At 73.6% G+C, this 20,384-nt stretch carries 18 protein-coding genes and 5 tRNA genes; 13 read left to right on the top strand and 10 right to left on the bottom strand.

Features of this window, described 5'->3' with window-relative positions:
* Nucleotides 1-333: 333 nt before the first annotated feature.
* Nucleotides 334-405, bottom strand: a tRNA-Val gene (locus tag ABEA93_RS37135).
* 64 nt (nt 406-469) lie between these two features.
* Complete coding sequence (locus tag ABEA93_RS37140; RefSeq protein WP_345680423.1) at nt 470-931, bottom strand: TIGR02611 family protein; 462 nt, start codon at nt 929-931, stop codon at nt 470-472.
* A gap of 511 nt (nt 932-1,442) precedes the next feature.
* Between ABEA93_RS37140 and ABEA93_RS37145 the strand changes: the two genes are divergently transcribed.
* Complete coding sequence (locus tag ABEA93_RS37145) at nt 1,443-1,856, top strand: SsgA family sporulation/cell division regulator (RefSeq protein ID WP_345680424.1); 414 nt, start codon at nt 1,443-1,445, stop codon at nt 1,854-1,856.
* A 446-nt stretch (nt 1,857-2,302) separates the two neighbouring features.
* Here the strand turns inward: ABEA93_RS37145 and ABEA93_RS37150 are convergent, their stop codons facing one another.
* Nucleotides 2,303-2,863 (bottom strand): hypothetical protein, encoded by a 561-nt coding sequence (locus tag ABEA93_RS37150; RefSeq protein WP_345680376.1) that lies wholly within the window; start codon nt 2,861-2,863, stop codon nt 2,303-2,305.
* Between the two features lie 309 nt (nt 2,864-3,172).
* Between ABEA93_RS37150 and ABEA93_RS37155 the strand changes: the two genes are divergently transcribed.
* Nucleotides 3,173-3,685: a DsbA family protein gene (locus ABEA93_RS37155; protein WP_345680377.1), complete on the top strand. Its 513-nt coding sequence runs from the start codon at nt 3,173-3,175 to the stop codon at nt 3,683-3,685.
* A gap of 54 nt (nt 3,686-3,739) precedes the next feature.
* Here ABEA93_RS37155 and ABEA93_RS37160 read toward each other — a convergent pair whose 3' ends face one another.
* From ABEA93_RS37160 to ABEA93_RS37175, 4 genes are all read right to left on the bottom strand, one after another.
* Complete coding sequence (locus tag ABEA93_RS37160; RefSeq protein ID WP_345680378.1) at nt 3,740-4,597, bottom strand: GNAT family N-acetyltransferase; 858 nt, start codon at nt 4,595-4,597, stop codon at nt 3,740-3,742.
* A 159-nt stretch (nt 4,598-4,756) separates the two neighbouring features.
* Nucleotides 4,757-5,593, bottom strand: a complete 837-nt coding sequence (locus ABEA93_RS37165) for an aminotransferase class IV (RefSeq protein WP_345680379.1) — start codon at nt 5,591-5,593, stop codon at nt 4,757-4,759.
* A complete protein-coding gene (locus ABEA93_RS37170; protein ID WP_345680380.1) occupies nt 5,590-6,672 on the bottom strand; it encodes a chorismate-binding protein in 1,083 nt (360 codons plus the stop codon). Before ABEA93_RS37170 ends, ABEA93_RS37165 begins: the two co-directional genes overlap by 4 nt.
* 508 nt (nt 6,673-7,180) lie before the next feature.
* Complete coding sequence (locus ABEA93_RS37175; protein WP_345680381.1) at nt 7,181-7,339, bottom strand: hypothetical protein; 159 nt, start codon at nt 7,337-7,339, stop codon at nt 7,181-7,183.
* A 10-nt stretch (nt 7,340-7,349) separates the two neighbouring features.
* On the opposite strand from ABEA93_RS37175, the gene ABEA93_RS37180 reads away from it, so the two are divergent.
* The 11 genes from ABEA93_RS37180 to atzF all read left to right on the top strand — a co-directional run bounded on the left by ABEA93_RS37180 (nt 7,350) and on the right by atzF (nt 18,304).
* Nucleotides 7,350-9,134 carry a DUF4328 domain-containing protein gene (locus ABEA93_RS37180; protein WP_345680382.1) on the top strand — a complete coding sequence of 595 codons (1,785 nt, stop codon included), beginning with the start codon at nt 7,350-7,352 and terminating at the stop codon, nt 9,132-9,134.
* Between the two features lie 354 nt (nt 9,135-9,488).
* A tRNA-Gly gene (locus ABEA93_RS37185) sits at nt 9,489-9,561 on the top strand.
* 37 nt (nt 9,562-9,598) lie between these two features.
* A tRNA-Cys gene (locus tag ABEA93_RS37190) sits at nt 9,599-9,669 on the top strand.
* A gap of 37 nt (nt 9,670-9,706) precedes the next feature.
* A tRNA-Val gene (locus tag ABEA93_RS37195) sits at nt 9,707-9,781 on the top strand.
* Between the two features lie 99 nt (nt 9,782-9,880).
* Nucleotides 9,881-9,952: transfer RNA gene (locus ABEA93_RS37200), tRNA-Val, on the top strand.
* Nucleotides 9,953-10,085: 133 nt separating this feature from the next.
* The gene (locus ABEA93_RS37205) at nt 10,086-11,249 is read left to right on the top strand and encodes a PP2C family protein-serine/threonine phosphatase (protein WP_345680383.1); all 1,164 of its coding nucleotides are present in this window, start codon (nt 10,086-10,088) and stop codon (nt 11,247-11,249) included.
* Between the two features lie 411 nt (nt 11,250-11,660).
* The gene (locus ABEA93_RS37210) at nt 11,661-13,223 is read left to right on the top strand and encodes an amino acid permease (RefSeq protein ID WP_345680384.1); all 1,563 of its coding nucleotides are present in this window, start codon (nt 11,661-11,663) and stop codon (nt 13,221-13,223) included.
* Complete coding sequence (locus tag ABEA93_RS37215) at nt 13,220-13,966, top strand: urea amidolyase associated protein UAAP1 (RefSeq protein WP_345680385.1); 747 nt, start codon at nt 13,220-13,222, stop codon at nt 13,964-13,966. Before ABEA93_RS37210 ends, ABEA93_RS37215 begins: the two co-directional genes overlap by 4 nt.
* Nucleotides 13,963-14,598, top strand: a complete 636-nt coding sequence (locus ABEA93_RS37220) for an urea amidolyase associated protein UAAP2 (RefSeq protein WP_345680386.1) — start codon at nt 13,963-13,965, stop codon at nt 14,596-14,598. Before ABEA93_RS37215 ends, ABEA93_RS37220 begins: the two co-directional genes overlap by 4 nt.
* Nucleotides 14,595-16,667: a 5-oxoprolinase/urea amidolyase family protein gene (locus ABEA93_RS37225; RefSeq protein ID WP_345680387.1), complete on the top strand. Its 2,073-nt coding sequence runs from the start codon at nt 14,595-14,597 to the stop codon at nt 16,665-16,667. Before ABEA93_RS37220 ends, ABEA93_RS37225 begins: the two co-directional genes overlap by 4 nt.
* Nucleotides 16,664-18,304, top strand: a complete 1,641-nt coding sequence (gene atzF / locus ABEA93_RS37230) for an allophanate hydrolase (RefSeq protein ID WP_345680388.1) — start codon at nt 16,664-16,666, stop codon at nt 18,302-18,304. Before ABEA93_RS37225 ends, atzF begins: the two co-directional genes overlap by 4 nt.
* A 372-nt stretch (nt 18,305-18,676) precedes the next feature.
* Here the strand turns inward: atzF and ABEA93_RS37235 are convergent, their stop codons facing one another.
* From ABEA93_RS37235 to ABEA93_RS37245, 3 genes are read right to left on the bottom strand one after another with little or no spacing between them, the layout of a single operon-like run.
* Nucleotides 18,677-19,075, bottom strand: coding sequence for a hypothetical protein (locus tag ABEA93_RS37235; protein WP_345680389.1), 399 nt, complete (start codon nt 19,073-19,075; stop codon nt 18,677-18,679).
* A 58-nt stretch (nt 19,076-19,133) separates the two neighbouring features.
* Nucleotides 19,134-19,553, bottom strand: coding sequence for a YegP family protein (locus ABEA93_RS37240; RefSeq protein ID WP_345680390.1), 420 nt, complete (start codon nt 19,551-19,553; stop codon nt 19,134-19,136).
* Nucleotides 19,531-20,340 carry a phosphate ABC transporter ATP-binding protein gene (locus tag ABEA93_RS37245; protein WP_425585243.1) on the bottom strand — a complete coding sequence of 270 codons (810 nt, stop codon included), beginning with the start codon at nt 20,338-20,340 and terminating at the stop codon, nt 19,531-19,533. Before ABEA93_RS37245 ends, ABEA93_RS37240 begins: the two co-directional genes overlap by 23 nt.
* Nucleotides 20,341-20,384 lie beyond the last annotated feature (44 nt).

Genomic DNA, 20,384 nt, shown 5'->3' on the forward strand with positions numbered 1-20,384 from the left:
TCGTCGTGAGACGCCGGGCGGCCAGGTGGAGCGAACCATCGAGTGCAACCCCCTGAAAGCCATACCCGGCGTCTCCGGGCCTCTGGACCCTACGACAGCCCGTCTGACCCACGACCAACGTAGGACCCCCCTGAGATCCGCACGCACCGCGGAAAGCGGGCGCACCCCCACACCCCCTCGGATCCGCACGCACCGCAGAACGCGGGGGCAAGGGGCGCAGCCCCAAGAGGGGGGTGCGGGTGGGCGAAGCCCCCCGCCGCGGCGAAGCCGCCAAAAAACGACGAGGGCGACCCGGTCTGCGCTCTCCGCAGACACAGGTCGCCCAAGCCCGAGTGGGCGATACTGGTTTCGAACCAGTGACCTCTTCGGTGTGAACGAAGCGCTCTCCCGCTGAGCTAATCGCCCGGGTGCAGAAGAACCTTACCGCATCGCCGGGGTGGCCCCGCACCACTGGGCGGGGCCTCACGGCCTAGGGCAGCGCGAGCCCGTACTTCCATACGTAGAGGCCGGCCGCGGCGGCGATCAGGACGACGCCGACGATCAGGATGATCAGGTTGCGGCGGCGGGTGCGCGGGTCGAGGGCCCGTTGGGCGGCCTTGGTGGCCTGGTCTTTCGTCCAGAGCAACGTGCGCTGCGCCCAGACGAATTCGGTGCCGAGGATGGCCAGGCCGACCAGCACGGCGGGGATGCCGGGGCCGGGGATGACCATCATGATCAGGCCCGCGACGATGACCGCGAACCCGACGATCGCGACGCCGATCTGCCACGTCAGGTGGAGCGGGCGCGAGCGTTTGACGAAGTGCGGTGCGCGCGAGCCGTGCGCCCGCGGGCGCGGCACGGCGCCGTCGGCGTTCTTCGTCTCGGCGTCGGGCGCCTCGCCGACGCCCTTGGTCGCGTCGGCGCTCTCGGCGCCTGCGGCCCCCGTGTCCATGGCCACGTGTCCCCTCACTGTCGTGTCGCTGCCGTGCCGGTCGGTGCGTAGTCCCGCGCCGCCTCCCCCGACGACGCGCCCCGCATGACGCCCCTTGGGCTGCTCTTGGCAACCTTCTGAGCTGCCGTTGGGCTCCGCTTGGGCGCGTGTTGGTACGGGGCGTCCACGGTACAAGGGCTCGCCGCCCGGTGCCGCCTCCGTTTTGCATCGGTTGTGCCACAGGAGGTTGCGGGTTGCGTCACGGGTGTCATGGGGCACCGGGGACGGGGCATCGGTACTGCATGCGCAACCCGTATCAGAACACCTGTTCGGCGGAGTCCGGCGTTCGCCGGAACTACGCCGTACGGCTGCGCGGGACGGGAATCCCGGGTTTCCGGGGACCGTCGCCCTTAAGGATGACCCAGAGCCGCGTATATCGGGCAACGACGTTTACGAACCGCGCGTAGGTGGGATGTTGCGAACGCCGAGTGCGAATCCCCGAGCGCACACTGAGCGAAAGGCCATGGCGCTTATGAACACCACGGTGAGCTGCGAGCTGCACCTGCGCCTCGTCGTCTCCGCGGAGTCTTCGCTTCCCGTCCCCGCGGGACTGCGCTACGACTCCTCGGACCCCTACGCAGTGCATGCCACTTTCCACACCGGTGCGGATGAGACGGTCGACTGGGTGTTCGCCCGCGATCTGCTCGCCGAAGGGCTGCGCCAGCCCGCAGGCACCGGCGATGTCCGCGTCTGGCCTTCCCGGAGCCACGGCCAGGGCATCGTGTGCATCGCGCTTAGCTCCCCCGAGGGCGAAGCGCTTCTCGAGGCCCCCGCGCGGGCCCTCGAATCCTTCCTGAAGCGCACCAACGCCGCGGTCGCGCCGGGTGCCGAACACCGGTACTTCGACCTGGACCGCGAGCTGTCGCAGATCCTCGCGGAGAGCTGACCGGGGCTCGCGCCCCTCGTCGGCCGCGCAGCGGAGCCGACCGGCCCCCCACTCGGGGAAGAGGGCCCGGTCGGCTCCGTCGTCTCTGGAGGCGCTCCGGAGGTCTCCGGGGCCGGACGGACGGACGCCGGCACGTCGTGGACGTGCCGGCGTCCGCATTTCTTGGAACTGCCGTCTTTTGGGTTCCCCTTGGGTTCGACTTGTTCCGGACCTGATTGCGGTTGACTGATCGGGGCCCGCGTCGGCTTTCCCGGTATTTGCGCATACCTATTCGCGGGAACGCATCCCGGGCTTTGCGGAACGCATGCCGGGGGCGGGCGAGTTCGCCGCAGAAGGCGGACGGGGTGGTCTCGGGATGCGGACGAGCACGTATCAGCGGACAATACGGCCGCAGGGCAGATGCCCGATATGCACTAACCCACGCGCATTATCCGGTTGCCCGCCGGTCAGATTCCGCGGCGCTTGAGGATCTCTTCGATCTCCGCGAACTCGTTGCCCAGGCCGGTGTCGTCACGCCCCCGGCGCGGCTGCTTCTGCTTGGCGGGCTTGGGCTGCCGGCCGGCCGCCGCCTGCCCGCCGGACTGCTGCGCCTGCGCTTGCCCCGTGGGCAGCGAACGCCCGGCTCCGCCGGTCAGGCCCGCCAGCCCGGCCCAGTCGGTGTCGCCGCCGGCCCTCGCCTCCGGACGGGACTCCCCCGCACCCCCGCGCCGCGCGCCGACCATGCGCACAACCAGCAGGATCGACACCCCGACCGCCAGAATCGCGACCCCGGCCCAGGCCTGGATGCCGAACGCGAGGTTCGTCGCCCAGTCGGTCAGCGCGCTGCCGACCCGGCGGCCGAGCGTCGCCAGCCCGGTCAGGTACATGCCGATCGGGAGCAGGCCGATCCCGACCCACCGCGCCGCCTTGAGGTAACCGCCCCGCTGCGCCGACCGCACCGCCCACACGAAGCAGAGCCCGGTCAAAGCCGCGCACACCGCCCCCGTCACCACGCCCGCGCCGGACATGTCGCGCTCCCTCCGCATTGGAACAACTCCCATAGTGCCTTGCGGGGAGAGCTGCGGTGGGGGGTGAGCAAGGCGGGGGCACCGAGCGGGGGCGCGGTGGTGGGGATGGCGATGGGGTTATCCACAGTGGTTGGGAATCGTGTGGCTGCGGGGGGAGGTCGGGGGGCAGGGTGGTGGGTGTCGGAGTGATCCGGCGGTGGCGGGGGTGGGGGAGGGCACTCGCACACGGGCTTCGTCCGACCAGAGGTGGGAGGAGGGAGGGCCCTTGAGGGCGGCGGAGACCCGTATCGGGCCTGGAAGACTGAGGGCATGACTGGTCGTGTAATGCCCCGAATCGACGTGTGGTGTGAGTTGCAGTGTCCGGATTGCCGGACCGCGCTGGCTGATCTGGCCCTGCTGCGGGACCGCTTCGGAGACGAACTCGTCGTCGAGCTGCGGCATTTCCCGCTCGAGAAGCACAAGCACGCGCACATCGCCGCGCAGGCCGCGGAGGAGGCCCGGGCGCAGGGCGCGCTGTGGCCGTACGTCGAGGCCGTGCTGGTGCGAGTGGAAGACCTGGCGAAGGCGAAGGGGGCCGCTGCCGAGCGGCTGCTGGTGGAGATCGCGCGGTCGGTGGGCCTGGATGCCGACGAGCTGGAGTCGGCGCTCATCGACGGGCGGCACATTTTCCAGGTGGATGCCGACGAGGCGGAGGGTGCGGCGATCGGCGTGAAGGGGACGCCGACATACGAGGTCGCGGGTCGCCTGCTCGACGGCAGCAAGGACCAGACGGGGCTGCGGGAGAAGATCGAGGAGCTGCTGGCGGCCTCACCGGACGCCTGAGCCCGGAGCAAACGGAGCACCCGCGGCCGACACGTCACGCAGGGGACACAAGGCTCACAGGATCGCCTTGCCGAGCTGGCGGCTCTGCGTCCGGTAGCCCAGCGCGGCGGCGAGGTGGCGGGGGCCGGGTGCGGGGCCGAGGAGTTCGAGGCCGAGTTCGCCGAGGCCGGCGCGGTAGGCGAGGTGCTCGGCGGTGCGCAGGAGGAGGCGGCCGTGGCCGCGGCCTTGGGCTTCCGGGGCGACGTCGAGGGCGCGGATCTCGGCGCGGCCGGGGATGCCGGGCGAGGGGGCGGCCCACAGGGTGCCGAGGAGGCCGCCGCCGGAGTCGGTCAGGGCGTAGGCGGGCATGCCGGTGTCCGCCGGTCCCCTTGCCGGTGGCTCCTCGCTGCCCAGGCGGGCTGTGGTGCGGCCGTCGGCGTGCCGGGGCTGCCAGCCGGTGGCGGTGAGGTCGGCGGTGTAGCGGGCGCGGGCGCGGGCGGTGTAGGCGGCGTGTTCGTCGGCGCTCATCGGGGCGAGGGTGAGGCCGGGCGGCGGTTTGGGGAGGGCGCGGGCGGCGCCGAGGCCGCCGCGGACGCGGGCCAGGAGGTAGCGGCTGTCGAAGACGTAGCCGAGGGTGGCGGCGAGACGTAGGCCGGCGAGGTTGCCTTCGGGGACTTCGACGGCGACGCGTCCGCAGCCGCGGCCGCGGAGTATCTCCTCGGCGGCGAGCAGCGCGACGCAGGCGTGGCCGCGGCGGCGGCGCGAGGCGAGGATCTCGACGTGGTCGATCCAGCCCGTGCCGGGTCCCCAGGTGCCGTAGGTGGCGAGGTGGAGGCGGCCGATGGGGCGGCCGTTGGCGCAGACCGCGTACCAGTCGCCGGGGCCCGGGTCGGTGTGGTGGGCCGGGGGTGCGGGCCGGAGCGTCGTGGTCACCTGGGCATCCTCCGATCCGGCGGGGCGGCGTGCCCGGCGACGTTGCCACGTCGGGCTCGACGGCGCGGCCGCGCGTGGCGGCGGCGCCGTCGAGGTGGTGCTGCCCCGGGGCGGCGGGTGTCAACCGGGGCAGCGCGGCGGCCGGGGGTCCGGCGGGCGTCAGGGGTCGATGTCGTCGGCCGCGCGGGCGGCGAAGGCGGCCATCGCGGAGCGGGTCAACGGTCCTGGGGTGCCGGGGAGTTCGCGGTCGTCGACGCGGTCGACGGGTTGGATGTCGCGGAGCGAGGAGGTGATGAACACCTCGTCGGCGTCGGCGAGGACGGCGAACGGCAGGTCGGCTTCTTCCGCGTCGGTCCATTCCAGGACGAGGGCGCGGGTGATGCCGCCGAGGCAGCCGGCCGCGAGGGGCGGGGTGAGGAGCTTGCCGCCGATACCGACGAAGACGTTCGAGCCGGTGCCCTCGCAGAGGTTGCCGGCGGTGTTCGCGAAGACCGCTTCGGAGGCGCCGCGGCGGGTGGCGTGCGCGAGCATGACGACGTTGTCGGCGTAGCTGGTGGTCTTGAGGCCCGCCGTGGGCGCGTTCTCGTTGCGCGTCCACGGGACGGTGGCGATGGCGGCGCGGTCGGCCGGGGGCCGGGACGGGCCGACGGCGACCACGAGGGTCGCGGGGGCGCCGCCGCGGTCGGAGCCGAGGGGGGCCATGCCGCCGGTGTAGGTGACGCGCACGCGGGCGCCGCCGTCCGTCGGGTTGGCGGCGAGGACCTGCTCGCATGCGTCGCGGACGAGGTCGTGGTCCGGGTCGGGCAGGCCGAGGCCGCGGGCGGACCGGGTGAGGCGGTCGAGGTGGCGGGTGAGCGCGAAGGCTTGGCCGTCGACGGTCTTCATGGTCTCGAAGACGCCGTCGCCCACGGTGAACCCGTGGTCGACGACGGAGACGGTGGCATCTTCCGGGTGGACGAGGCCGCCGCCGGTGCTGTCGCCGAGCCAGATCTTCATGCGGGTCCTCGGTCTCCTTCGGGTCGTGCGGTGCGCGGGGCTTCCGGGGCCCGGCCGGGGCCGTCGTCGCCCGCGGCGACGGACAGCAGGTGCCGGGCTTTGAGTTCGGTTTCGTCCCATTCGCCTTGCGGGTCGGAGCCGTAGGTGATTCCGGCGCCGGTGCCGAAGCATAGGCGGCCCTCGGCGTCGATGGAGAAGGTGCGGATGCCGACGGCCAGCTCGCCTTCGCGGCGGTCCGCGTCGACCCAGCCGACGGCGCCGCAGTAGGGGCCGCGCGGGACGGGCTCGAGTTCGGCGATGATGCGCAGCGCACTCGATTTCGGAGCGCCGCTGACCGATCCGGGCGGGAATGTCGCGGCGAACAGCTCGGGCCATCCGGCGCCGTCGGCGAGACGGCCTTCGACGAGGGAGACGAGGTGCACCAGTCCGGGGTGCTTCTCGACGATGCACAGGTCGGGGACGGTGACGGTGCCGGTCGCGCTGGTGCGGCTCAGGTCGTTGCGCACCAGGTCGACGATCATGATGTTTTCCGCGTAGTCCTTGGGCAGCAGGTCGGCTTCGGTCCGGCCGGTGCCCTTGATCGGCCCGGACTCGATCCGGTCGCCGCGTCGGCGCAGGAACAATTCGGGTGAGGCGCAGGCGACTTGGATGCCGTGTCCGGGCAGGCGTATGACGCCGCCGTACGGGGCCGGGTTGCCGCGGGCGAGGCGGGCGGCGAGGCCGGCGATGTCGGCACGTGCCGGGTCGGGCAGCGGCGCGGTGAGCATGCGGCACAGGTTGGCCTGGTAGACCTCGCCCTGCTCGATGTAGCCGCGGATGCGGCGGACGCCGTCGCGGTAGGCGTCGGCGTCCAGCGAACTGGTCCACGCGTCGGGCGCGGGGCCGTGCCACGGGGCGGGGGGCAGCGGGGCTTCGCGGACGTCGTCGAACCGGGCGCACACGAGGCCGCCTTCGAAATCCGCGACGACCGCCCAGAATCCGTGCGAGTCGAGAGCGGCCGGGTCGTCGGTGACGTCGCGCAGCCCGGTCGCCAGGCGGCCGCCCAAGTGGGCGAGCGCGGGAAGGTCGTTGGTTTTCACGGGACCCACGGAAATCGTCGGGGCGGGATGCGGGGCGGACACCTATTGTATGGATGATCCCGACTCCTCACGGTGCGGGACCGCTGCTGCACATGCCGTCCGGACATCGTGATCCGGTCACCCGTTCCGGCGAAGACCGACACACGGCATGATGCGGTGTCGGGGGGCGGGGAGATGCTTGTGCGCCCGCGGTGGTGGGCGGGACGGACGGCCGGGGCGGACTCCGCGGACGGACGGCCGGAAGCTCTTCCACCGTCAGGCCTGTGGCCTGATTCCCATGCAGTGCCAACCGACTGGCTGTTCGCCATCGACGTCACCGAAGGGTTCCATTCGTGCTCTGTCCCGCTTGCGGCACCTGGTCCACCCAGGCCGACCGCTGCTCGCACTGCGGCGCCGCACCGGCCGCGCCGCCGGCGCCTGTTCCGCCGGCCGGCGCCGCGACTTCCCAGCCTCCCGCGGCGCCCGCGCCGTACGGGCAGCCGTCGCCCGGACAGGCCCTGCCGAATCCTTACGGCGCCGCACCGGGCGCCCCGTCCGCGCCGCCCATGCCACCCGGGTACGCGGCGCCGGGGCAGCCGCCCGTGCAGCCGATGATGCCGCCGGCGATGCCGGGGCAGGCGCCGTACCCGTACCCCGGGCAGATGCCGGCCCCGGTGGGGGCGCCCATGGGTGCGCCGATGACCGGGCAGATGCCGATGCCGGGGCAGATGCCGATGTACGGCGCGCAGCAGCCGTACGGACAGGCCCCGTTCGCGCCCCCGGCCGTGCCGGGCGGCTACGCGGCACCGGGCTACGGAAGCGCGTACCCGGTGGCCGGGGCCTACCCGGGTGCTCCGGCGTTCCCGGGCTGGCGCCCGCCGCAGCCGTTCAAGCCGCTGCGCGGTCTCGCGACGGCCGTGTACGCCCTGTTCGCGGTGACCGCGATCGGCGCCGTGGTGACGCTGATCGCCTACGTCATGCGCGCGTCGCTGCTGAACGACCTGATCGACGACCCGAGTTCGGTGTCGGTGAGCGAGGCCGACAACGCGGACGACTTCGTCACGGCCGCGGGCGGGCTGACCGGCACGGTGGCCCTCGCGGCCGGCGTGGTGTTCGTCATCTGGTTCTACCGGGCACGCTGCAACGTCGACCTGTTCGGCCCTTCGCGGCAGCGGCTGGCGCGCGGGTGGGCGATCGGCGGCTGGTTCTGCCCCGTGGTGTGGTGGTGGTTCCCGAAGCTGATCGCACACGACGTGTGGAAGGCGAGCGACCCGCAGGCGGCGGAACGCGGCGGCGCGACGCCGGGGCGGAAGCCGCTGCTCTGGGTGTGGTGGGTGCTGTGCCTGCTCGGGTCCGGCGCGACGATCGGGGCGCTGTTCCTGTACCCGAACCAGGACGACATCACGGTCGACGACGCCTCCGACCTGCGGACGGCCGACTACGTGTCGGGCGGCACGCAGATCCTGATGGTGCTCGCCGCGGTGGCCACGATCCTCGTGGTGCGCAAGATCACGGCGTTCCAGCACGCCCGCGAGGCGGCCGCGTTCGCCGCGATGGGGCTCACGACCGACCCGGCGGCGGCCTGGGCGGGCACCGCGCAGGTGCCGGCTCCGGCGGGGGCGCCCGCGGTGGAGACGGCCGCGGACGCGGTCCCGGTCGCCGGCGCGACCGCGCAGACCGCACCGCCGATGCCGACGGCGGCTCCGACGGTGACGGCCGGAGCCGCGGAGGCGGCCGCCGAGGCCGGTGCCGGCGCGGCAGCGCTGTCGCTGACCAAGGACGACACCGCGGCGGACGCCGGCGATTCCGCGCCGGAAGCGGCCGCGGCGACGACCGTGCTGCCGGCGGCGGGACTCGACGCCGAGACGGACGAGGACGCCGCACCTGCGGCGGCAGTCCCGAGCACGGACGCCAAGGGGGCGGACGCCGGGACGGACGCCGAGGAGGCGGTTGCCCCGGCGGCCGCGACCACGGTGCTGCCCGCCACCCCGGCCGAGGAGCCCGCCCCGTTCGCCGCACCCGCGAAGGCGGACATCGGCACGGACGCCGAGGAAGCTGCCGCTGCCCCGGCCGCGGCGGAGACCACGGTCCTCCCGGCCGCACCGGTCGACGCCACCCCGGTCGACGCCGGGTCGGCCGAATCCGCGGATGCCGGGATCGGCACGGACGCGGAGGAAGCCGCGGCTGCCCCGGCCGCCGCCGAGACCACAGTTCTGCCCGCTGCCCCGGTCGACGCCGCACCGGCTGCGGACGCACCCGCCGACGCGGCGACCACGGTGGTTCCGGCCGCCGACGCGACGCCGGCCGAGGACACGGCCGACGAGGCCCCCGCCGCCGCCCCGACGACGGTCCTGCCCGCCGTGGACACCGCGTCCGCGAACGGCGCCGCGACGGCCCCCGCCACCGAGTCGGCCAACGGCACCACCCCGGCTCGGCCCGCTGGCGCCGGAACCGAGGCCCCGTCGGAAGGCCGACGCTCCTGACCGCACGCCGCTGAACCACCCCCAGGTCCCCTGGGACCCGACGGCCCGGCTGCCGATGACGGCAGCCGGGCTTGGTGTTTCTCGGAAGGCCAGGGGCCGCAGCGGGGCAGCCGGTGCGGAGCGGGCGTGACGTCACCGACGATCGCCCCTCCCCCGCGTTTCGGCAGCGGCCCTGCCCGGCCGCGCTCCTCCCGCCCCGTGACCTGCGCATTCGCCCCCCGCACGCCCTTCACCCCGGCAGGGTGGACATTTCGCCCAGGGGACCCGGGTCGGGGAAACGGAATTTGTCCTGGCGTGGGTTTCCGCTAAAGTTCATCACGTCGCCGGGACACGGAAACGCGAAACGGTCGGCACGCGGACGTGGCTCAGTTGGTAGAGCATCACCTTGCCAAGGTGAGGGTCGCGAGTTCGAATCTCGTCGTCCGCTCGGAAGAAGCACAGGGACCGGCAACGGTCTCAAGCTTGGTGGAGTGGCCGAGAGGCGAGGCAACGGCCTGCAAAGCCGTCTACACGGGTTCAAATCCCGTCTCCACCTCTGGAGTGAGTTCCGGTCCGCCGGAACGATCTTCCCCGCGCGATTAGCTCAGCGGGAGAGCACCACACTGACACTGTGGGGGTCACTGGTTCAATCCCAGTATCGCGCACCACCCGATCGGTCGGGCCGCTTTCGGAGCCATCCGGGGCGGCCCTGATCATGAGGGTTGCAGCACCGTAGTAGGATCACCGTGGATCGCACGATCCGTCCCGCGCGATTAGCTCAGCGGGAGAGCACCACACTGACACTGTGGGGGTCACTGGTTCAATCCCAGTATCGCGCACCGCAGTTGCACGACGGGCAAGGGCCGCCGGAGGGAACTCCGCCGGCCCTTCTTCGTGTTGGCTTTTGGATAGCATGACGTGCCCGGCGACCGGGCACCGCCGGGAGCTTCCTCGACCGACAGGCCTGCCCCTATGACCTTCCTGAGCCGACGGCGTGCCGGCGACCGGGGGGCGATCGCCCCCGAGCCGCGGCCGGGCGACCGCCGGGCCATGGTCGCGGCGTACGCCGCGGTGCTGGCGATCGCGGTGATCGACGCCCTGGTGGATCCGGCGATTCCCGGCGCGGTGTCGCTCGGCCTGATCGCCCCGGCCGCGGCGGGTGTGTGCAGTCGGCGGCAGGTGGCCGGGCTCGCGGTGGTGTCGACGTCGACCGCGGCGCTGTTGGTGACGTGGTGTGAATCCACCACGGTGACCTCGAAGTTCATCCACGTGACGGTGGTCGCCTCGCTCGGCCTGGTGGCGCTCGGGGTGACGTCGACCCGGCTGCGGCGTGAGGCGCAGTTGCGGCATGCCCGTTCGGTGGCGATGACGTTGCAGAGTGCGGTGCTGGAGCCGGTGCCGCCGCGGCTGCCGGGGCTCGATCTGGCGAGCCTGTACATGGCGGCGGAGGCCGAGACGCTGGTCGGCGGCGACTTCTACGCGGTGGTGGACGGGCCGCACGGCATCCGGATGCTCATAGGAGACGTGCGCGGCAAGGGCCTTCCCGCGGTGCACACGGCGGCGGCGCTGATGGCGGCGTTCCGGGAAGCGGCGTATTACGAGAAGGATTTGACGGAGGTCGCGAGCCGGTTGGAGGGGCGCATCCACCGGTTGGCGGCGGAGCGTACCGGGCCCGCGGGCGAGCGGTTCGCGACGGCGCTGCTGATGGCGTTCGACGAGGCGGACACGCTGCGGCTGGTCACGTGCGGGCACACCGCGCCGATCCTGCTGCGCGAGGGCACCGCGACCGAGCTGGAGCTCCCGGACGTCGCCCCGCCGCTGGGCTTGTCCACGCTGTATCCGGGCGGGGTGCGGTACGTGGAGCACACGGTCGCGTTCGGTCCCGGCGACACGCTGGTGGCGACGACCGACGGCATCAGCGAAGCACGCGACGCGGAGGGCCGGTTCTACCCCGCGGCGGCGCGGCTCGCGGGCTGGAGCCGGGCGTGGCCGCAGCACATCGTGCTGCACCTGTACAGCGATCTGCGCGGCCACACGGGTGGCCCGTTGCAGGACGACGCGGCGGCCCTGGTGCTGCAGCGTCCGCGGAAGGAGCGGTCGGCGGGGGGTCGGCGGCGGGTGCCGCATTTGATCTGACCGGTCGGCCGCGGACCGGCGCCGCACCGGCCACGGCGGTGTGTTGTCAGATGTCTTTCACGTGGCGGCAACATGCCGCGACGGTCGCGGAAACAGCGCCGCCCTGTACTGGGTGGCGACCCGCCGGGACGGCGGGGCGCGGCTAGGGTTCCGCCGCCGGGTGCCGTGACGGCACGCGGCGGGGCTGGTCCGAGAGCCGCAGGCGGGGCCGGCGCCCCGTTCCACGGCGGGAGAAAAGCCCGGGAGGCCAGGTCGATCCGGTGTGTCCGGATCCCGGTCCCGGGAGCTGCCCGTGCCGTGTTCGCTTCTTCGTTCCTCCGGTGCCCAGGGCGCCCGGGTCCCGTGGCGGTGTCGCCCGGGGCCGGTGCGCGGGGTTCGTGCTGCCGCTTTCCGTCGTGAAAGGACCGCGCCATGACCATGCTCAGTGCCCCGTCGGGGCCCCCGCCCGGACCGGATCCGGCGGGCCGCGCCGATGCCGCGGATCTCGCGTCGTTCGGCTATGAACAGCAATTGCACCGGAAACTGGGCTCGTTCGCATCGTTCGCGGCCGGGTTCTCGTTCGTGTCGATCCTGACCACGGTTTTCCAGTTGTTCGCGTTCGGGTTCGGGTTCGGCGGGCCGGCGTTCTTCTGGACGTGGCCGCTGGTGTTCGCCGGGCAGCTGCTGGTGGCGTTGTGTTTCGCGGAATTGGCGGCGCGCTATCCGATCGCCGGGTGCGTGTACCAGTGGTCGCGGCGGCTTTCGACCGGTGTGACCGGGTGGTTCGCGGGCTGGCTGATGCTGATCGGGCAGGTCGTGTCGGTGGCCGCGGCGGCGATCGCGTTGCAGGTGGTGCTGCCGCAGGTGTGGTCGGGGTTCCAGGTCGTGGGCACGGACACGGCGCTGGCGTCGGGGGACGGTGCGGCGAACGCGGTCCTGCTCGGCACGGCGCTGATCGTGGTGACGACCACGATCACCGCGGTGGGCGTCAAGGCCATGTCGCTGGTCAACAGCGTGGGTGTGGCGTGCGAACTGGTCGGTGTGGCGCTGCTGGTGGTGCTGCTGTTCGGGCATGCCGAGCGCGGGCCGTCGGTGGTGACGCAGACGGGCGGGGCCGGAGGCGGCGGGTATGCCGGGGCGTTCCTCGTGTCGGCGCTGATGGCGGCGTATGTGATGTACGGCTTCGACAGTGCGGGCGAGTTGGCCGAGGAGACGAAGAACCCGCGGCGTACCGCGCCGCGGGCGATCGTGCGGGCGCTGGCGGTGTCCGGCGTGGCGGGGTTGCTGCTTCTCCTGGGTGCGTTGATGGCGGCGCCGAGCGTGTCGGACGGTGAACTGGCCGCGGGCGGACTGCCGTACGTGGTGACGTCGCAGCTCGGCACCGGGCTGGGCAAGGCGCTGCTGGTCGACGTCGCGGTGGCGATGTTCGTCTGCACGCTGGCGATCCAGACGGCGGCGACGCGGCTGGTGTTCTCGATGTCGCGGGACGGCGTGCTGCCGGGTTCGGCGCGGCTGGCGAAGGTGTCGCCGCGGACCGGGACGCCGGTGCTGCCCGCGCTGGTGGTCGGGTTGTGCGCGGTGGCGCTGCTGGTGGTCAACGTGGGGCGCGCGGAGCTGTTCACGGCGTTGACGTCGGTCGCGATCGTGCTGGTGTACCTGGCGTACTTGCTGGTCACGCTGCCGATGCTGAGGGCGCGCCTGCGGGGCTTGCTGCCCGCGCGGGAGGGGTTCTCGCTCGGCCGGTTCGGTGTGGCGGTGAACATCGGTGCGGTGGTGTACGGCCTGCTGATGACGGTCAATATCGCCTGGCCGCGGGCGGAGGTGTACGACCCGGCGGGCGGCCACTGGTACTTGGCGTGGTTCGCCGTCCTGTTCCTGGCGGGTGCGCTCGTCGCGGGTGCCGGGGCGTATGCGTGGGTGCGCCGCGAGCGCCCGGACACTGCGGCCGGTGCGGAGGCCGGTGCGGAGGCCCGGGTCGCGGCGGTGGCGTCGTGACGGCGGCACCCGGTGCGGCGGCGTCCGCCACGAGTGCCGGCTTCACGCACGAGGTCGCGGCGGGTGCGGCGTGGGCGGTGCGGCTGCGCCGGCATCGGGCGCTGCGCCTGACGTGCCTGGACGGCGGCGCGAACGTGTCGGTGCTGATGTACGCGGCCGCCGATCCGCTGGAACGCCTCGATGTCCCCGACACCTTGAAGGCGCAGATGTCGGCGTGTGTGCGTGCCCCGATGGTGCTGATGTCGGACATGGGGCGGGCGCTGGCCTCGGTGACCGGTTCCTCGCTCGACTGGCACGACGCGGTGACCGGGCACAGCACGGACCGGCAGGTCGCGGCGCGGTTCGGTCCGTCGGACTACGCGGCGGACCGCAACGCGTGGCGGCGCAGTGCCCGGTCGGGGCTGACGGACGAGCTGGCGAAGCACGGCCTGGGGAAGCGCGATCTGCACGCGACGGTGAATTTCTTCAGCAAGGTCGTGCCGGCGGGCGACGAGCGGGGCTCGCTGGTCTTCGCGCCGGGTCATGCGGCGGCCGGGGACTGGGTCGAGCTGCGCACCGAGCAGGACGTGCTGGTGGTGCTGTCGAGTGCGCCGCATCCGCTGGACCCGAATCCGGTGTGGGCGCCGGCGCGGGTGGAGGCGTCGGTGTCGGCCGTGGCGGCGCCGGGGCCGGACGACGCGTCGCGGGTGTTCCGGGCGGAGTCGGGGCGGGCGTTGGCGGCGGCGGAGAGGACGTTCGTATGAGCGCGGGGAGCATGGGGAACGCCGGGCGGTTGTTCGACGTGACGGTCGGTGCGGGCGACGGGTGGATCGGCGAGGTCCCGGCCGGCGGCCGGCTGCGGATTGTCGACCTGTGCGGCAACCAGGCCGTGGACACGTTGTTCTTCGACGCGCACGACTACGCGAACCGCTACAGCGCGGTCGACACGGTGCGTGAGCAGGGCGCGGCCTACCTGACGACGGGCTCGGTGCTGCTGTCGGTCGACCTCGATCCGCTGGCCGTCGTCGTCGCGGACACGTGTGGGCGGCACGACACGCTCGGCGGCGCGTGCGCCCAGGAGAGCAACGTGGTGCGGTACGGGGAGCACACCCGGCACCAGCACGCGTGCCGCACGACGTTCGTGCGGCAGGCGACGGCGTGGGGGCGGGGCCTGGAGAAGCGGGATCTGACGCACAACGTCAACTTCTTCATGAACGTGCCGCTCACTCCGGACGGCGGGCTGTCGTTCGAGGACGGCGTCTCGGCGCCGGGCAAGTACGTGGAGCTGCGGGCCGAGCGCGACGTGCTGGTGCTGGTGAGCAACTGCCCGCAGCTGAACAACCCGTGCAACGGCTATGACCCGACGCCGGTGCGGCTCGCGGGGTGGTCGTCGTGACCGCGGCGACGCAGGCGAGGCCGGCCGAGGGCCTGTGTGCGGGAGCGGCGACCGCGTTCACCGTCCTCTCCCCCGGTTTGCAGTCGTTGGTCGTCGACCTCGACGGACGCACCGGGCTGTGGGGCGTCGGCGTCCCGCCGTCGGGGGCGTTCGACGACCGGTCGTTCGCGCTGGCGAACGCGGCGGTGGGGAATCCCCGGTCGGCCGCCGGAATCGAGGCGGTCGTGCGCGGGCCGGTGCTGCGGTGCGAGCGCCGGGTCCTGGTGTGCGTGACGGGGGCGGTCGCGGATGCGCGGCTCGACGGGCGGCCGGTGGTGCCGGGGCGGGTGACCGTGGTGGCGCCCGGGCAGGTCCTGGACCTGGGGGCGGCGGACGGGCCGGGCATGCGGCAGTACCTGGCGGTCGGCGGCGGCATCGCGGTGCCCGCGGTGCTGGGGAGCCGGACGACGTTCCTGCTGGGCAAGTTCGGCGGTTTGGCGGGCCGGGCGCTCGCCGCCGGGGACGCCCTGCCGGCCGGGTCGGCGGAGAACCTGGCGGCGCCGGTCGACGTGACGCCGGTGCTGCCCGAACTGGGCGACCGGTGGGAGCTACGGGTCGTGCCGGGTCCGCACGGGGCGCCGGTGCATCTGGCGGACGGTGGGCCCGCCGAACTGTTCGCCGCCGAATGGCGGGTCGACCACCGTGCCGACCGCACGGGTGTGCGACTGGTGGGTCCGGCGCCTGCGTGGGCGCGTGCGGACGGCGGTGAGGCGGGGCTGCATCCCAGCAACATCCACGACAGCGCCTATCCGGTCGGCGGGATCATGCTGTCCGGCAACACCCCCGTCGTCGTGGGCCCGGACGGGCCGAGCCTCGGCGGGTTCGCGGTGCCGGCGGCGGTGATCCGCGCGGACCGGTGGAAGCTCGCGCAACTGCGGCCGGACGACCGGGTTCGCCTGGTGCCGGTGACTCCGGCCGAGGCGGCGCGCGCGAACCGGGCGCGCGCGGCGGAACTCGCCGATCCCGGCGCCGCGGCCGCACGGGCGGAGGCGGCCGGGCGGCACGCATCGGACGCGCCGGCATCGGGTGCGGGGCCGGAGCGCCCGGACGCGCTGGTGGAGGTTCCGGCGTCCGGCGTGCGACCGGCGCTCACGGTGCGGTATTCCGGCGACCACCATGTCCTGGTCGAAGTCGGCCCGCCCTGCCTGGATCTGACCGTGCGCCTGCAGGTCCACCTGCTGGCACGCGCGTTGGCCGAGCGCGGTTTCGGGGTCGGCGGCCCGGCGGGCGTGGTCGAAATGGTGGAGGGTGTGCGCTCGCTGCTGCTGGCGTTCGACACCGCGCGGCTCGACGCGGCGGTCCTGGCCGAGGCGATCGGCGCCGCATGGGCGTCGTCCCCGGACCCGCGCGGTGTCGAGCTCCCCGTTCGCGAGGTCGTGCTGCCGATCTCGCTCGACGATCCCGCGGCGCACGAGGCGATGGCCCGCTACCAGCGCGGCGTGCGTCCGGATGCGCCGTGGTGCCCCGACAACGTGGAGTTCATCCGGCGGGTCAACGACCTGCCGTCGCGCGACGCGGTCTTCGACGTCGTGTCCGCCGCGACGTATCTCGTCCTGGGGCTCGGGGACGTGTATCTGGGCGCGCCGGTGGCGGTGCCGCTCGACCCGCGGCACCGGCTGGTGACCACGAAGTACGACCCGGCGCGCACCTGGACGCCGGAGAACGCGGTCGGTATCGGCGGGGTCTACCTGTGCGTGTACGGCATGGAGGGCCCCGGCGGGTACCAGCTGGTCGGGCGTACCGTCCCGGTGTGGCGGCTGACCGGCCCCCGCGACGAGTTCCCGTGGCAGTTGCGGCTCTTCGACCGGCTGCGGTTCCGGCCGGTGCCGGGTGACGAACTGCTGCGGCTGCGGGCGGACATCGCCGCGGGGCGGGCCGACCTGGAAACGCATGCGGCCTCGTTGACGTGGGCGGACCTGACCGCCGCGAACGCCCTGGTCACCGAGGAACTACGCCGCGAAGCGGACGAGTTCACGAGACGGCGGCAGTCCGCGTTCGCCGCGGAACGCGAGAGGTGGGCGGCCCGGTGACGGTCTGGATCAACCGGTACTCCGAGGAGCGGGTGCGGGCCCGCGAGCGGTCCGCTCCGGCCGACGGCCCGCTCGCCGGGGTCCGCTTCGCGGTGAAGGACAACCTCGACGTGGCCGGGCTGCCGACCACGGCGGCATGCCCGGCGCTGGCCGACCGGGTGGCGGAGGCGGACGCCGAGGCGGTGGCGCGGCTGGCGGCGGCCGGGGCGGTGCCGGTCGGGAAGACGAACATGGACCAGTTCGCGACGGGGCTGGTCGGCACGCGCAGCCCGTACGGCGCGTGCCACAGCGTGTTCGCCGCGGACCGCGTCTCCGGCGGCAGCAGTTCGGGCAGCGCGGTGGCCGTGGCACGCGGCGACGTGCCGCTGGCGCTGGGCACCGACACGGCGGGCTCGGGACGGGTCCCGGCGGCCTTCAACGGCATCGTCGGGATCAAACCGACCCGCGGCCTGGTGTCCACGCGCGGCCTCCTGCCGGCCTGCCGCTCCCTCGACTGCGTCACGGCCTTCACCCGCACGGTCGCCGAGGGACGCACCGCGCTGCGGGCGATGGCCGGGTTCGACCCGGGCGACCCGTGGTCGCGGGCCGCGCCCGCGGTGCCGCCGCCGGGCATCGCGGCATCCCTGCGCATCGTCGCCGTTCCGGCCGGACCCCTCGACCTGGACCCCGGGCACGACGCGGCATGGCAGGCCGCGGTGGCGCGGGCCCGGACCGTGTTCGACGCCGTGGTCGAGGTCGACATCACACCGTTCCTGGCCGCGGCCCGGCTCCTGTACGCGGGACCGTGGCCCGCCGAGCGTTTCGCCGCCTTCGGGGCGCTCCTGACCCCGGACGGGCCGCACCTCGACCCGACGGTGCGCCGGATCGCCCTGGCCGGGCGGGACGTCGACGGTGCCGACGTGTTCGCGGGCCTGGACCGGCTCGCGGAACTGCGGCGCGCGACCGAGCCGGTGTGGTGGGAGGTCGACACGCTGATGCTGCCGGTCACGCCGGGGCATCCGACGCTCGCCGAGGTGGCGGCGGATCCGGTGGGGGTCAACGCGCGGCTCGGGACGTACACGAACTTCGTGAACCTGCTGGACCTGGCGGCGGTCGCGGTGCCCGCCGGCACGCGGGCGGACGGGCTGCCGTTCGGCGTCCAGTTCGTCGCGCCCGCGTTCGCGGACGAGCCGCTCCTCGACGCGGCGGCGCGCTGGTGCGGCGAACCGTGCGCGGACCCGGCGCCGGCGCCCGGCCGGGTCCTCCTCGCCGTCGCGGGCGCGCACCTGAGCGGACTCCCGCTCAACGGGCAGCTGCTGTCCTTCGGGGCGCGTCTGCACCGCCGTACACGGACGGCCGCCGGGTACCGCCTGTTCCGGCTGCCCGGCCCCGGGATTCCCCGTCCGGGGCTGGTCGCGGGCGGCGACGGGCTGGCCGCGGGCATCGCGGTCGAGGTATGGGACGTGCCCGAGCAGGGCGTGGGCTGGCTGCTGTCGCGGATCCCGGCGCCGTTGGGGCTGGGGCGGGTGACGCTTGCGGACGGGACGTCGGTCGCCGGGTTCGTCACCGTGGAAGGTGCGGTGCGCGATGCCGAAGACGTGTCGCGGTACGGGAGTTGGCGGCGCGTCCTGGCTGCGGCGGACGGCTCGCCGGGGTGAGGGGGATGGTTCCGCACCGGCACCCGGGTCCGTAGCATGCCGGGCACGTCAGGGGCATCGGGGCGGGAAAAGCCTTACGGGAGCCTCGTGTTGGGTGCGGCACCGGTGTTCCTGATCGGGCTGCTGCCGGTGGCGCTGCGGGACGACGCGTCGCCGTTCGAGGCGGGGAATGCCGAGTCGGGCGGCGGGCCGGTGCCGACGCCGACGGTCCGGTCAGGGACGCAGCTGCCGTCCGACGAGGACGATTCCCCGGGCCCGACGCGGACGCCCCGGGTCCCGGCGGCGCGGGTGGGGACGAAGCGCGGGTCTTCCACGCTGCCGCGCCCGGAGACGAGACCGACGGCACCCCCGGCGCGGCGAACGAGCGCGTCGTCAGCCCGCCGGACTCGCCTCACCGGTCGCGCCCTCACCGGCCGCGGACGGCTCCGTCGGCTCGGCGGCCGGGACTGGACCCGGAGTCGGAGCAGGAGTCGCAACGGGACCCGGGGCCGGCGCGGCCACGTTCCCGCGCGGCTTGGGTGCCGTCTTCTTCGCCGTGGGCTTGCGGTCCGGCTCCGGTACGCCCAGGCTCCGCAGTTCCTCCGCCGTCCAGCCGCCCGCCAGCGCCTCCGCCCACGCGTCGCGGACGCGTTGTTCGCCTTGTGCGGCGGCGCGCTGCAGGGGTTCGAGTTCGGTGGTCGCCGCGGTGAGTTCGCGGATCAGTTCGATGCGGCGGTCCAGCAGGGCGCGGGCCGCCGCCTCGGCATCGCTCATCAGAGTGTCGTCAACCATGTGCGTAGAGTAGTCATATGACGTGCGCAGCCGAAATCGCCGCACGCCGGAGGCACTCTCACCAGTCCTCCCCCACCCGCCCGTTCAGCAATGCCCGCACGAACCGCTCGTAGGAGATCTGGCAGCTCTCCAAGCGTTCGTACGTCCGGGCCGACACCGCCACGATCTGTCCCCCGTTCCCCAAGGTTCCGCCTCCCCCGTCGATCGCCAGGCTCCAGCACCAGCCCCGACCGCCCTCCGCGCGCCCCATCAGGGGGCGTAAGTGCCCGATGCGGGCACGCAGGTTGTCGAGTTCGCTGCGGCAGGCCGCCGCGGTCGCATGGCCCCGGGCCGAGCGGGCGATGACGCGCCCGTTGGGTGCGACGACGCGCCACCGCACGCGGCGTTCGGCGTCCAGGTGGACGTCGTAGCGCGCGGTGCGATCGGTGCCGCTTCCGGTGTCCGGGGCCTGCGGGTCACCCGAACCGGCCGGCGACATAGTCGGCCGTCCTGGGGTCGCGCGGGTCGGTGAAGACCTCGTCGGTGGGGCCGGATTCGACGATGTGGCCGGGGGTGCCCTCGGCGGCGAGGAAGAACGCGCAGTGGTCCGAGACGCGTTGGGCCTGCTGCATGTTGTGGGTGACGATGACGATGGTGACCTCGTCGCGCAGTTCGGCGATGGTGTCCTCGATGCGCCGGGTCGACGTCGGGTCGAGTGCGGAGCACGGCTCGTCCATGAGGAGCACGTCGGGGTCGACGGCCAGTGAGCGGGCGATGCACAGCCGTTGCTGCTGGCCGCCGGACAGCGCGCCGCCCGGCTGCCGCAGCCGGTTGCGGACTTCGTGCCAGAGCCCGGCGCGGGTGAGCGCCGAGTGCACGACGGCGTCCTTGTCGAGGCCGCGCCGTCCGGTGAGTTTGAGGCCGGAGACGACGTTGTCGTAGATGGACATCGTCGGGAACGGGTTGGGCTTCTGGAAGACCATGCCGACCCGTCGCCGGGTGTCGATGGGTCGGCGCGCCGGGTCGTAGATGTCGTCCCCGTCGAGCAGGACGCGGCCGGCGAGCTGGGCGGCGGGGACGAGTTCGTGCATGCGGTTGAGGATGCGGAGGAACGTCGATTTGCCGCAGCCCGAGGGGCCGATGAGGGCGGTCACGGTGTTGGCCGCCATGGCGAGGCCGACGCGTTCGAGCACCTTGTGGGTGCCGAACCAGGCGCTGACCGCCTGCGCTTCGAGGGTGGAGCCGGCGCGGCCCGGGCGTGGGCCGGGCGGTGGGGCGAGGGGCAGGGTGGCGGTGGTGTCGGTGGACACGGGACGGGCCTTCCGCTCCG

This window comes from Yinghuangia aomiensis (assembly GCF_039542225.1).
Classification (GTDB): Bacteria; Actinomycetota; Actinomycetes; order Streptomycetales; family Streptomycetaceae; genus Yinghuangia; species Yinghuangia aomiensis.